This window comes from Kitasatospora sp. NPDC114501 (assembly GCF_055633695.1).
On the sequence record NZ_JBVKDS010000009.1, the window covers coordinates 82,133 to 94,641 of the forward strand.

Genomic DNA, 12,509 nt, shown 5'->3' on the forward strand with positions numbered 1-12,509 from the left:
CAGTCCTCCCGGGTAACCTCTCGCTGAGATGCGAGATCACACCAACCACACCCGGACGGCGATGAACACCCCCGATCCAGAGCCCCAGGGCGACCAGGAGCTCAGCCCCGCCGAGGCGTACGCGGCCAGCCGTCGCCGGGCCCAGGAGCAGGCCACCGCCCTGTACGGCTTCCAGCAGCTGTACGACTTCCCGCTGGACGACTTCCAGCTGGAGGCCTGCGAGACGCTGGAGGCCGGATCCGGCGTCCTCGTCGCCGCCCCCACCGGCTCCGGGAAGACCATCGTCGGCGAGTTCGCCGTGCACCTGGCCCTGGCCGCGGGCCGCAAGTGCTTCTACACCACGCCGATCAAGGCGCTCTCCAACCAGAAGTACGGGGACCTGGTCAAGCGCTACGGCGCCGCCAAGGTCGGCCTGCTCACCGGCGACAACACCGTCAACGGCGACGCACCCGTGGTGGTCATGACCACCGAGGTGCTGCGCAACATGCTCTACGCGGGCTCCAGCACCCTCGACGGCCTCGGCTACGTCGTGATGGACGAGGTGCACTACCTCGCCGACCGGTTCCGCGGCGCCGTCTGGGAGGAGGTCATCATCCACCTCCCCGAGTCGGTCACCCTCGTCTCGCTCTCCGCGACCGTCTCCAACGCCGAGGAGTTCGGCGACTGGCTGGACACCGTGCGCGGCGGCACCAAGGTGATCGTCTCCGAGACCAGGCCCGTGCCGCTGTGGCAGCACGTGATGGCCGGCAACCGGATGTACGACCTGTTCGCCGACCCCGACCGGGACGGCCGCCCCAAGAACAACCTGAAGAACCCCGGCAAGGCCGTCAACCCCGAACTGGTCCGGCTCGCCCGCTCCGAACTCGACCGCAACCCGCGCGACCGCTTCGGCCGCGGCCGGGGCCGCTCGATGCCCAACGGCCGTCCCGGCCGGGTCTGGACACCGGGCCGGGTGGACGTCATCGACCGGCTCGACGCCGAGGGCCTGCTGCCCGCCATCACCTTCATCTTCAGCCGGGCCGGCTGCGAGGCCGCCGTCCAGCAGTGCCTCAGCTCCGGCCTGCGGCTCAACAAGGACTCCGACCGCGCCCTCGTCCGGGCGATAGTCGAGGAGCGCTGCGCCGACATCCCCGACGAGGACCTGCACGTCCTGGGCTACTTCGAGTGGCTGGACGGGCTGGAGCGCGGCATCGCCGCCCACCACGCCGGAATGCTGCCCCGGTTCAAGGAGGTCGTCGAGGAGCTCTTCGTGAAGGGCCTGGTCAAGGCCGTCTTCGCGACCGAGACCCTGGCGCTCGGCATCAACATGCCCGCCCGCTCGGTGGTCATGGAGAAGCTGGTCAAGTGGAACGGCGAGACCCACGCCGACATCACCCCCGGCGAGTACACCCAGCTCACCGGCCGGGCCGGGCGGCGCGGCATCGACATCGAGGGCCACGCGGTGGTGCTCTGGCAGCGCGGCCTCGACCCGGAGGCGCTGGCCGGCCTGGCCGGCACCCGCACCTACCCGCTCAAGTCCAGCTTCCGGCCCTCCTACAACATGGCCGTCAACCTGGTCTCCCAGTTCGGCCGGCACCGCTCGCGCGAGCTGCTGGAGACCTCCTTCGCCCAGTTCCAGGCGGACCGCTCGGTGGTCGGCATCGCCCGCCAGGTGCAGCGCAACGAGGAGGGGCTGGAGGGCTACCGCGAGTCGATGACCTGCCACCTCGGCGACTTCGACGAGTACATGGAGCTGCGCCGCCGGCTCAAGGACCGCGAGAACGAGCTGGCCCGCGAGGGCAGCAGCCAGCGCCGCGCGGCCGCCGTCGAGTCCATCGAGCAGCTCAAGCCCGGCGACGTCATCCACGTGCCCACCGGCAAGTTCGCCGGCCTCGCCCTGGTCCTCGACCCGGGCCTGCCGCCGGTCGACCGCTCCGGCCGGGGCGGCCCGCGCCACCCCGACTTCCAGGACGGCCCGCGCCCGGTGGTGCTCACCGCCGAGCGGCAGGTCAAGCGGCTCGCCATGATCGACTTCCCGCACCCGGTCGCCGCGATCGAACGCGTCCGCATCCCCAAGTCCTTCAACCCGCGCAGCCCGCAGTCCCGGCGCGACCTCGCCTCGGCCCTGCGCACCAAGGCCGGCCACCTGGAGCCCGAGCGGTTCCGGCGCGGCCGCGCGGCCGCCGCCGACGACCCGGAGATCACCCGGCTGCGCACCGAACTGCGTCAGCACCCCTGCCACGGCTGCTCCGACCGCGAGGACCACGCCCGCTGGGCCGAGCGCTACCACCGGCTGCACCGCGACACCGAGCTGCTGGAACGCCGGATGCGCTCGCGCACCCACACCATCGCCCGCACCTTCGACCGGGTCTGCGGGCTGCTCACCGACCTCGGCTACCTGAGCGGGGACACCGTCACCGACGACGGCAAGCGGCTCGGCCGGCTCTACGGCGAGCTCGACCTGCTCGCCTCCGAGTGCATCCGCGAGGGCGTCTGGAGCGGCCTGGCCGCCGCCGAACTCGCCGCCTGCGCCTCGGCGCTGGTGTACGAGGCCCGCCAGTCCGACGACGCCGGCGCCCCCCGGGTGCCGGAGGGTGCGGCCAAGGAGGCGCTCGGCAAGATGGTCCGGATCTGGGGCCACCTGGACGCCCTGGAGGAGCAGCACCGGATCAACACCGCCGAGGGCGTCGGCCAGCGCGAGCCCGACCTGGGCTTCGCCTGGGTCGCCTACCGCTGGGCGCTCGGCCACAGCCTCGACCAGGTCCTGCGCGACGCCGACATGCCGGCCGGCGACTTCGTCCGCTGGACCAAGCAGCTGATCGACGTCCTGGGCCAGATCCAGGACGCCGCCGGCGAGGACGCCGAACTCCGCCGCACCGCCCGCAAGGCCGTCGACGGCCTCCGCCGCGGCATCATCGCCTACTCCTCCGTCGGCTAGCGGCCCTCATCTCCTTCAGGGGCCCGCCCGTTCCCCCGGAACGCGCGGGCCCCTGCGCTTCCCCACCCCCACACCCTGCGCGGCTTCGGCTTCACCTCGCCGCTTTGGCCTCCACCGTGTTGCGTAGGAAGTCGGCCCGGCCGACTTCCTACGCCCCGGGGCGACCGGGCCCGGTGGCGTCGAGGCGGCGGACGAGGGCGCGCAGGGCGCGGAGTTCGCGGTCGAGGGCGTCGGCGCCGTGGGGGGTGAGGGTGATCCAGGTGCGGGGGCGGCGTCCTACGTAGCCCTTGGCGACGGCGATCAGGCCGGACTCCTCCAGGACCTTGAGGTGGCGGGACAGGTTGCCGTCGGTGGCGCCCAGCTGCTCCTTGAGGAAGCCGAACTCGACCCGGTCGGCCTCGCGGGCGATCGCCAGGATGCCGAGCCGGACCCGCTGGTGGACGGTGTCGTCCAGGGCCAGGGTCGGGTGCTGCTCCTCGGCTTCGTCCGCAACGCTCATGAGGTGACCGTACGGGATACCGCCCCTGGTGTGCGGCGGGCCGCCGTCCACTGCGCCAGGCCGGCGGCCAGCAGGACCGCCGCCAGCAGCAGGGCCTTCGGCTGGGGGCCGTCGGCCCAGCCGCCGTTTCCGCGGTCGAGCCAGGGCAGCCAGCCGCTCTCCCAGGGGGCCGCGAGGTAGGCGGTGAGCAGTGCCGTGTGGGCGAGGCCGGCGGTGGTCACCAGGGGGCTGCGCTCGGTCAGTCCGAGGACGATCAGGCCGATGCCGACCACGTACCAGGGCGAGGCGTAGGTGTTCACGAGCAGGGACAGCCCGAACGGCACATGGCGCGCGAAGACCAGGCCGAGCAGCACGGCGGTGAGCAGCACGCCGATCCCGACCGCGGTGCCGACCCAGCCGTCGCGGTGCGGGACGATCCCGCGGGCCTCGCCGCGCCGCCGGTACCAGCGGGCCACGGCCAGCCAGGCGAGCGGGAGCAGGGCGTACCAGACGCCCCAGGCCAGGAAGCGGAGCACGGCGCCGTCGAAGTCGCCGGTCCGGCACGAGCCGTCCGGTGCGTGCGGCACGCAGAGGTCGATGAGCTCGGAGTAGGCGAAGGACGGGTACGAGGCGACGAACCGTCCGTTGGCGCCGAAGTTGTAGGCCTGGCCGGAGACCGGCACGGCGACCAGGGCGAGCAGGCCGAAGCCGAGCAGCGGCACCCCCGAGCCGCGCAGCCGGGTCCGGGCCCGGGCCCGGAGGCCTTCCGTCTCGGCGAGGAGTCCGGCCGGGCCGGCCCGGTGTGTTGACGCCATGATCCACCCCTTGTCACGCGTTTCCGCTTTGCTGTGCCATGAACTTTGCATCGCAAAGTGACATGGCGTCAAGGAACGCCGAGGGCCCGCACGCTCCGGCAGGGAACGTGCGGGCCCTTCGGCGTACGGCGGCTCAGCGGGTGGCGAGGGCTTCCAGGAGGCGGTCGAGGGAGGTGCCGAGGCCCCAGCGGGTGGAGAGTTCCTCCAGCGTCATGGGGTACAGCGGCTCGCGGGGGAGGGCCGGGTCGAAGGCGGGCAGCGGGGCGTCGTCGGCGACCCGGACGACCTTGGGCGCGACGTCGAGGTAGGCGGCGCCTTCGACGATGTTGCGGCGGCGGGCCGGGGTGAGCCTGGAGCCGAGGTCGAGGGCGGCGGCGCGGATGGCCGCGAGGTCGCCGTACTCGTTGATCAGCTGGGCGGCGGTCTTCTCGCCGATGCCCTTGACGCCGGGCAGGCCGTCCGACGGGTCCCCGCGCAGGGCGGCCATGTCGGCGTACTGGGCGCCGCGCACGCCGTACTTCTCCAGCAGCAGCGCGTCGTCGGTGACCTGGAGGTTGCCCATGCCCTTGACCGGGTAGAGCACGGTGATCCCGCGGGCGTCGTCCACCAGCTGGAAGAGGTCGCGGTCGCCGGTGACGATCTGCACCGGCCCGGCGGCACGGGCGGTGAGGGTGCCGATGACGTCGTCGGCCTCGTAGCCGGGGGAGCCGACCCGGGCGATGCCGAGGGCGTCCAGCACCTGTTCGATCACCGGGACCTGCGGGGCCAGCGTGTCGGGTACCTCCTCCTCGCCGTCCTCGGCGGCCTCGGCGACCCGGTGGGTCTTGTAGGAGGGGACGAGGTCCACCCGCCACTGCGGCCGCCAGTCGGCGTCCATGCAGGCCACGAGTTCCTCGGGGCGGTGGTCGTGGACCAGCCGGGCGATGAAGTCCAGCAGGCCGCGGACGGCGTTGACCGGCTCGCCCTGCGGCGAGCGCAGGGTGTCCGGTACGCCGAAGTAGGCCCGGAAGTACAGGCTGGCGGAGTCGAGCAGCATCAGTCGCGGTGCGGTCACGACTCAGCATCATGCCGCACCGCGGTGACGGACGGGGCGCTTGTCAGTGTTCGTGTGGCCCGGCGCGGTGGACCGGGCCGTGGGCGTCGGCGCAGTGCTCGGCGTCGACGGCCGGGTCGCCGGGCCCGGCGATCTGGAGCAGCCCGCCCGACTCGTCCTCGCCGACGTGGTCGACCTGGAGGGTGCTGTGGGTGATCCCGTACTCGGCGGCGAGGCGGCCCTGGAGGCGGCGGCGCACCGCGTGGCAGTCGCCGCCGGGGGTCACCAGGATGTGCGCGGACAGGGCGGGCTGGCCGGAGGTGATCTCCCAGATGTGCAGGTCGTGGATCTCCTCGACCAGCGGCTCGGTGACCATCCGGTCGGCCACCGCGTCCGGGTCGATCCCGGCCGGGGCGGCCTCCAGGAAGATCCGCCCGGAGTCCCGGACCAGCGCGACGCCGGCCTTGAGCATCAGCGCGACGACGATCAGCGAGGCGATCGCGTCGGCCCGGGCGAAGCCGGTGGTCACCACGACCACACCGGCGACGGCGGTGGCGATGAACGCGTACAGGTCGGTCAGCACGTGCTGGAAGGCGCCCTCGACGTTCAGCGAGCTGCGGTTGGCCTTGGACATGCACCAGGTGGCCGCGAGGTTGACCACGATCCCGACCAGCGCGGTGATCAGCACCAGTGAGCCGGTGACCTCCGGCGGCTCGAACAGCCGGGTGATCGCCTCGTAGCCCAGCCAGGCCGACAGCACCAGCAGGGTGACCCCGTTGGCCTGCGCGGAGAGGATCTCGGCGCGCTTCAGGCCGTAGGTGTAGCCGCCCCGGGCCGGGCGGGCGGAGAGCCGCATGGCGATCAGCGCGAGCACGATGGACGCGGCGTCGGTGAGCATGTGCGCCGCGTCCGAGATCAGCGCCAGGGACCTGGCGGCGAAGCCGACCACGACCTCGCCGGCCATGAAGACGACGATCAGGGCGAGGGCGCTGAGCAGCCAGCGGCGGTCCGCGTCGGCGGCGACGCCGTGCGAGTGGCCGCCGTGGCCTCCGGACCCGTGCCCGTGCCCTCCGGAACCGTGGGAGTGGCCCCCGGACCCGTGCGAGTGCGACCGCGAACCCGAGTGCTGGTGGTCATGTCCATGATCATCGTGCGACTGCTCGTGCCCGGCCATGAAGGTCCTCTCTGGGCGCACGGGTGGGAAAGGGGGCGCGCTGCGACCGCCCCGCAACCGAAGTGAACCGCAGAATCGACAAAGATCCAAAGGCTGTACTGGTGACCGTTGTCGTTGCCGTTGGGAGGGCCGGACCCGACGTACCCCGCACCCCTCCGAACGGTCGAAGTCCCCTGCTGCCGGGCCCAGTTGCGCTACCCCAGCGCCAGCGCGTCGAGGACCGTCGCGGTGGCGGCCCGGACCAGCGCCCGCATCAGCCGCAGGTCGTCCCCCTGCTCCGGGTGCCACTGCACCCCGAGCGCGAACCCCGGGCCCTCCACCGCCTCCACCGTCCCGTCCGGTGCGTGGGCGCTCACCCGCAGCCCCTCCCCGAGCCGGCCGACGGCCTGGTGGTGGAAGGTCGGCACCTCCAGCTCGCTCTCCGTCAGCAGCCCGCCGAGCAGCGTCCCCGGCACCGGCCGCACCGCGTGGGTGCCGTAGCGCCCGGGCGAGCCGCCGTGCACGTCCACCGGCACCACGTCCGGCAGGTGCTGCACCAGCGTCCCGCCGCACACCACGTTCAGGATCTGCATCCCCCGGCAGACCGCCAGCAGCGGCATCCCCGCCGCCAGCGCCGACCGCAGCAGCGCGAACTCCCAGGCGTCGCGCTCCGGCGAGTCCACCTCGGTCGCCGGATGGGCCGGCTCCCCGTAGTACGCCGGGTCGATGTCCGCCCCGCCCGCGATCACCAGGCCGTCCAGCCGGGCCAGCACCTCCGGCGCGCGCTCCGGGGCGTCCGGCGGCAGCAGGACCGCGATCCCGCCGGAGTCCCGGACCTGCGCGGTGTACCGCTCGGGCAGCAGGGCCACCCGGCGGCCCCGCCAGTCGCTCCAACTCGCGTCCACCAGGTAGGTGCTGACGCCGATCAAAGGCCTGCGATCCATGGCGCGCATTCTCCACCCGGAGCACCTGATCCTCCGTCAGCCACGCGCGTCGGCGCGCCACGGGCATCCGACACCCACCCGCCACCCACCCGCCCTCTTCCGCCCCGCGAGTCGCAGGCCGTACGGTTCGCTGTGACCGCTTGATCTCGAAGAGTGATCGAGGAGGAGGGTTCGGCCATGTCTGAAATGTCCGATAGGTCCGAACAGGTCGCCGCGGGCTCGCCGCCCGGGCCGCCACTGACCCTGGACGGGCTGCGCACCCTGGTGGACGCCGGCGAGGTGCACACCGTCGCGCTCGCCTTCACCGACATGCAGGGCCGTCTCCAGGGCAAGCGCTTCGCCGCCCGGTTCTTCCTCGACGAGGTCGCCGAGCACGGCGCCGAGGCCTGCGACTACCTGCTGGCCGTCGATGTCGACCTGAACACCGTGGACGGCTACGCCTTCTCCTCCTGGGCCACCGGCTACGGCGACTTCGCCATGCGCCCCGACCTCGGAACCCTGCGGCTCACCCCCTGGCAGCCCGGCACCGCCCAGGTCACCGCCGACCTCGCCCGGCACGGCGGCCACCCGGTGGACGCCGCCCCGCGCCAACTGCTGCGCCGCCAGATCGCCCGGCTCGCCGAGCACGGCCTGGCCGCCGACATCGGCACCGAACTGGAGTTCCTGGTCTTCCGCGACACCTACGAGCAGGCCTGGCTGGGCGGCTACCGCGGCCTGACCCCGGCGAACCTCTACAACGTGGACTACTCGATGCTGGGCACCGCCCGGGTCGAGCCGCTGCTGTCCCGGATCCGCACCGAGATGGCCGGCGCCGGCCTGGTGGTGGAGTCGGCCAAGGGCGAGTGCAACCTCGGCCAGCACGAGATCGCCTTCCGTTACGCCGACGCCCTCACCACCTGCGACCAGCACAGCGTCTACAAGACCGGCGCGAAGGAGATCGCCGCCCAACTCGGCTGCGCGCTCACCTTCATGGCCAAGTACGACGAACGCGAGGGCAACAGCTGCCACATCCACCTCTCGCTGCGCGACGCCGTGGGCGCCCCCGCCTTCGCCGACCGGGACGGCCGGATGACCGACACCATGCGGCACTTCCTGGCCGGCCAGCTGGTCGCGCTGCGCGAGTTCAGCGTGCTGTACGCGCCGAACATCAACTCCTACAAGCGCTACCGCCCGGGCTCCTTCGCCCCGACCGCCGTCGCCTGGGGCCGGGACAACCGCACCTGCGCCTACCGGGTGGTCGGCCACGGCCCCGGCCTGCGGATGGAGAACCGGGTGCCGGGCGGCGACGTCAACCCGTACCTCGCGGTGGCCGGGATGATCGCGGCCGGCCTGCACGGGTTGCAGCGCAAGCTGGAACTGCCCGCGCCCTGCCTCGGCAACGCCTACGCGGTCGAGGAATACGCCCGGGTGCCCGGATCGCTGCGCGAGGCGGCGGAGCTGTGGGCGGGCAGCGAACTGGCCCGGGAGGCCTTCGGCGACGACGTGGTCGAGCACTACCTGAACATGGCCCGGGTCGAGCAGGCCGCCTACGACGGGGCGGTCACCGACTGGGAGCGCTACCGATCCTTCGAACGGATGTGACCCATGACCGACGGATGTGATGCATGACCGAGTCCGCCGCGAGCGCCGCGAGCACCGTCCGCAACCCCGCCACCGGCGAGGTGCTCGCCACCGTCCCGGACACCGCCCCCGAGCAGCTGGACGCGGCCGTCCGGCGGGCGGGGAAGGCCCAGGCCGGCTGGGCCGCGCTCGCCCCGGGCGAACGCGCCCGGCTGCTGCGCCGCTTCGCCGACCAGGTCGAGGTGCACGTCCCCGAGCTGGCCGCCCTGGAGGTGGACGAGGCCGGCCACCTGCCCGCCAACGCCCGCTGGGAGGCCGGCAACGTCCGGGACCTGCTGGAGTACGCCGCCGGGGGAGTGGAACGGCTGACCGGCCGGCAGATCCCGGTGGCCGGCGGCCTGGACGTGACCCTCCACGAGCCGGTCGGCGTGGTCGGGGTGATCGCGCCGTGGAACTTCCCGATGCCGATCGCCGCCTGGGGCTTCGCCCCCGCCCTGGCGGCCGGCAACGCCGTCCTGCTCAAGCCCGCCGAGGCCACTCCGCTGACCGCCCTGCGGCTGGCCGAACTCGCCCTCGCGGCGGGCCTGCCCGAAGGCCTGTTCCAGGTCGTCCCCGGCGCCGGAGCCACCACCGGCCGGGCCCTGGTGGACCACCCGGCCGTCCGCAAGATCGTCTTCACCGGCTCGACCGTCGTCGGCAAGGAGGTCGCCGCCCGCTGCGCCGCCCACGCCAAACGGGTCACCCTGGAACTCGGCGGCAAGAGCCCCAGCATCGTCTTCACCGACGCCGACCTGGCCCGCGCCGCCGACCCGATGTCCTTCGCCGACAACAGCGGCCAGGACTGCTGCGCCCGCAGCCGGATCCTGGTCCAGCGCGAGGTGTACGAGGACTTCCTCGCCCTGCTGCTGCCCGCCGTCGAGACCCTGCGCACCGGCGACCCGACCGACCCGCAGACCCAGCTCGGCCCGCTGATCTCGGCCGCCCAGGTCCGCCGGGTGGCCTCCTACCTCACCCCCGAGCTGCCGGTGCTGGCCCGCGGCAAGGTCCCGGACGGGCCCGGATACTGGTACCCGCCGACCGTCGTCGCCCCCGCCGACCCGCAGGTCCCGGCCGTCACCGAGGAGATCTTCGGCCCGGTCGCCGCCGTCCTGCCGTTCACCGACGAGGCCGACGCCCTGCGGCTGGCCAACGCCACCCGCTACGGCCTGTCCGGCTCGATCTGGACCCGGGACGTCGGCCGCGCGCTGCGCCTGGCCCGGGGCGTACGGGCGGGCAACCTGTCGGTCAACTCGCACTCCTCGGTGCGCTACTGGACGCCCTTCGGCGGCTTCGGCGAGTCCGGGGTGGGCCGCGAGCTGGGGCCGGACGCGCTGCGCCACTTCACCGAGACCAAGAACGTCTTCATCCACAGCGAGGAGTGACAGCCCGATGAGCGAGAAGCACGCCGCGCAGGACGGAACCGTCTGCCGCCGGCTGGTCGGCCGCACCGCCGTGGTCACCGGCGCGGGCAGCGGCATCGGCCTGGCCGCCGCCCGTCGGCTCGCCTCGGAGGGGGCGAAGGTGGTCTGCGCCGACCTCGACGAGGAGACCGGACGGGCCGCCGCCAAGGAGGTCGGCGGGCTCTTCGTGCACACCGACGTCACCGACCCGTACATGGTCGAGGCGCTGTTCGACGAGGCGTACGAGACCTGCGGCAGCGTGGACGTCGCGTTCAACAACGCCGGCATCTCCCCGCCCGAGGACGACTCGATCCTGACCACCGGCCTGGACGCCTGGCGCAGGGTCCAGGAGGTCAACCTGACCTCGGTCTACCTGTGCTGCAAGGCCGCGCTGCCGTACATGCGCCGGCACGGGCGGGGCTCGATCATCAACACCGCCAGCTTCGTGGCCCGGATGGGCGCGGCCACCTCGCAGATCTCCTACACCGCCTCCAAGGGCGGGGTGCTGGCGATGTCCCGGGAGCTGGGCGTGCAGTTCGCCCGGGAGGGCATCCGGGTCAACGCGCTCTCGCCCGGGCCGGTGGACACCCCGCTGCTGCGCGAGCTGTTCGCCGCGGACCCGGAGCGGGCCGCCCGCCGGCTGGTCCACATCCCGCTCGGCCGGTTCGCCCGCGCCGAGGAGATCGCCGCCGCGGTGGCCTTCCTGGCCAGCGACGACTCCTCGTTCATCACCGCGAGCGAGTTCCTGGTGGACGGGGGCATCTCCGGGGCGTACGTGACGCCGCTGTAGGCCCCGCCGGCCCGGCGCACCGGTTCTCACCGTAATCTCATCGAAAACGGCGGGAATTCCCGGCTGCGCTGATTTCGCGTTTATCCGGCTGCCTTTAGATTCTCTGTCGTGAGTGAGCAGATTCCCGCCGGGTGGTACCCGGACCCCAAGGACACCACCAGTGACCCGAGGCCCCAGCGGTGGTGGGACGGCAGGGGCTGGACGGCCGACACCCGGCCCGCCCCCTCGGACGCCCCGGCACCGGCCGCCCCGGAGCCGGACCCGGCCGCCGCCGCGGACCCGGCCGGGCAGCCCACGGTGCTGGAGGGCGAGGTGCTGGACAGCGGCCCGACCGTCCGCTACCCGGAGCCGCCGCCCTTCGGCACCTCCTACGGCTCACCCGCCGGACCGCCGCGCGGGCCCCGGCGCAGGCCCTCCAAGCTGGTGCTGGCGACCACCGTCGCCGCCCTGCTCGGCCTGGGCGCCGGCTCGGGCATCACCTACCTCGCCATGGACGGCCACGGGGACCGCCCCAAGCGCAGCGCCCGCCCGGCCCCGCAGTCCGACGGCAACCGCCCGTGGGGCGGCCTCCCGGACTTCGGCGACCCCGGCAACGGCGGCGGCGACGGGAACGGCGGCGGAAACGGCAAGGGCGGGAGCGGCAAGGGCGGCGGCAAGACCCGCCCGAGCGCCGACAAGGCGATCGACGTGGTCAACCGGCTCACCCTGCCCGTCCCGGACGGCTGGGAGGCCGGCACCACCGACAAGGGCTACGCCATGCTCAGCGTCGGCTCGTACACCTGCGCGGACGGCAAGGGCGAGTGCTCCCTCGGCGGGGTGAACACCGGCCGGATCGACGGCGGCGGCACCGACGTCCAGGCGGCGGCCAAGGCCGACATCGCGTCGGCGGCCAAGGACGCGTACGGCGACGTCACCGGGCACCAGGAGCTCAAGTCCGAGGCCGTGAAGGTGAACGGCCAGGACGGCTACCTGGTCCGCTGGAAGGTGGACGCGCCCAAGGGCAACAACGGGACCGTGCAGACCGTGGTCTTCCCGTCCGCCGACGGGAAGTCGCTGGTCTCGGTGCACTTCGGCTTCGACATCGCCGACAAGTCGCCGGACGTCGCGGTGATGGACACCATCGTCCAGGGCATCACCGACTACAAGGGCAAGCTGCCGAGCATCCCGGAACTGCCCGGGACGGGCTCCGGCTCCGGCTCGGGGGGCCCCGGGGGCACCACCACCTGAGCCCCCGCGCTCCTCACACGGCGGCGGGCCACCCGGGAGGGAGAACCCCATGGGGGGGGGCCAGCCCTGGTCGTACCCCAAGAACCAGGACAAAAAGGGGGGTGGTCGGGCCGGTCCCCCTCCCCGCAGCCGGAGCCGCGTCGAAAAACCCCG

Annotated in this window: 10 protein-coding genes; 5 read left to right on the top strand and 5 right to left on the bottom strand. The window is 73.2% G+C overall.

From position 1 onward, the window contains the following. Positions 1-61 precede the first annotated feature (61 nt). Entirely contained in the window at positions 62-2,917 is a 2,856-nt protein-coding gene (locus tag ACZ7RU_RS18230) for a DEAD/DEAH box helicase (RefSeq protein ID WP_470342175.1), read from the top strand. Between the two features lie 148 nt (positions 2,918-3,065). On the opposite strand, the gene ACZ7RU_RS18235 is transcribed toward ACZ7RU_RS18230, so the two are convergent. The 5 genes from ACZ7RU_RS18235 to ACZ7RU_RS18255 form a co-directional block, all read right to left on the bottom strand. Next, positions 3,066-3,416, bottom strand: coding sequence for a winged helix-turn-helix domain-containing protein (locus ACZ7RU_RS18235; RefSeq protein WP_470341942.1), 351 nt, complete (start codon positions 3,414-3,416; stop codon positions 3,066-3,068). Next, the gene (locus ACZ7RU_RS18240) at positions 3,413-4,210 is read right to left on the bottom strand and encodes a hypothetical protein (RefSeq protein ID WP_470341943.1); all 798 of its coding nucleotides are present in this window, start codon (positions 4,208-4,210) and stop codon (positions 3,413-3,415) included. Before ACZ7RU_RS18240 ends, ACZ7RU_RS18235 begins: the two co-directional genes overlap by 4 nt. A gap of 133 nt (positions 4,211-4,343) precedes the next feature. Further along, complete coding sequence (locus ACZ7RU_RS18245) at positions 4,344-5,246, bottom strand: 5'-3' exonuclease (protein WP_470342176.1); 903 nt, start codon at positions 5,244-5,246, stop codon at positions 4,344-4,346. Between the two features lie 61 nt (positions 5,247-5,307). Then, complete coding sequence (locus ACZ7RU_RS18250) at positions 5,308-6,417, bottom strand: cation diffusion facilitator family transporter (protein WP_470341944.1); 1,110 nt, start codon at positions 6,415-6,417, stop codon at positions 5,308-5,310. A 194-nt stretch (positions 6,418-6,611) separates the two neighbouring features. After that, a complete protein-coding gene (locus ACZ7RU_RS18255; RefSeq protein WP_470341945.1) occupies positions 6,612-7,340 on the bottom strand; it encodes a gamma-glutamyl-gamma-aminobutyrate hydrolase family protein in 729 nt (242 codons plus the stop codon). Between the two features lie 186 nt (positions 7,341-7,526). Here ACZ7RU_RS18255 and ACZ7RU_RS18260 point away from each other — a divergent pair, with 186 nt between their 5' ends. The 4 genes from ACZ7RU_RS18260 to ACZ7RU_RS18275 all read left to right on the top strand — a co-directional run bounded on the left by ACZ7RU_RS18260 (position 7,527) and on the right by ACZ7RU_RS18275 (position 12,356). After that, a complete protein-coding gene (locus ACZ7RU_RS18260; protein WP_470341946.1) occupies positions 7,527-8,921 on the top strand; it encodes a glutamine synthetase family protein in 1,395 nt (464 codons plus the stop codon). A 23-nt stretch (positions 8,922-8,944) separates the two neighbouring features. After that, positions 8,945-10,321, top strand: coding sequence for an aldehyde dehydrogenase family protein (locus ACZ7RU_RS18265; protein ID WP_470341947.1), 1,377 nt, complete (start codon positions 8,945-8,947; stop codon positions 10,319-10,321). A 7-nt stretch (positions 10,322-10,328) separates the two neighbouring features. Beyond that, positions 10,329-11,129 (top strand): 3-oxoacyl-ACP reductase, encoded by an 801-nt coding sequence (locus ACZ7RU_RS18270; protein ID WP_470341948.1) that lies wholly within the window; start codon positions 10,329-10,331, stop codon positions 11,127-11,129. Positions 11,130-11,237: 108 nt separating this feature from the next. After that, positions 11,238-12,356 (top strand): DUF2510 domain-containing protein, encoded by a 1,119-nt coding sequence (locus tag ACZ7RU_RS18275; protein WP_470341949.1) that lies wholly within the window; start codon positions 11,238-11,240, stop codon positions 12,354-12,356. Positions 12,357-12,509 lie beyond the last annotated feature (153 nt).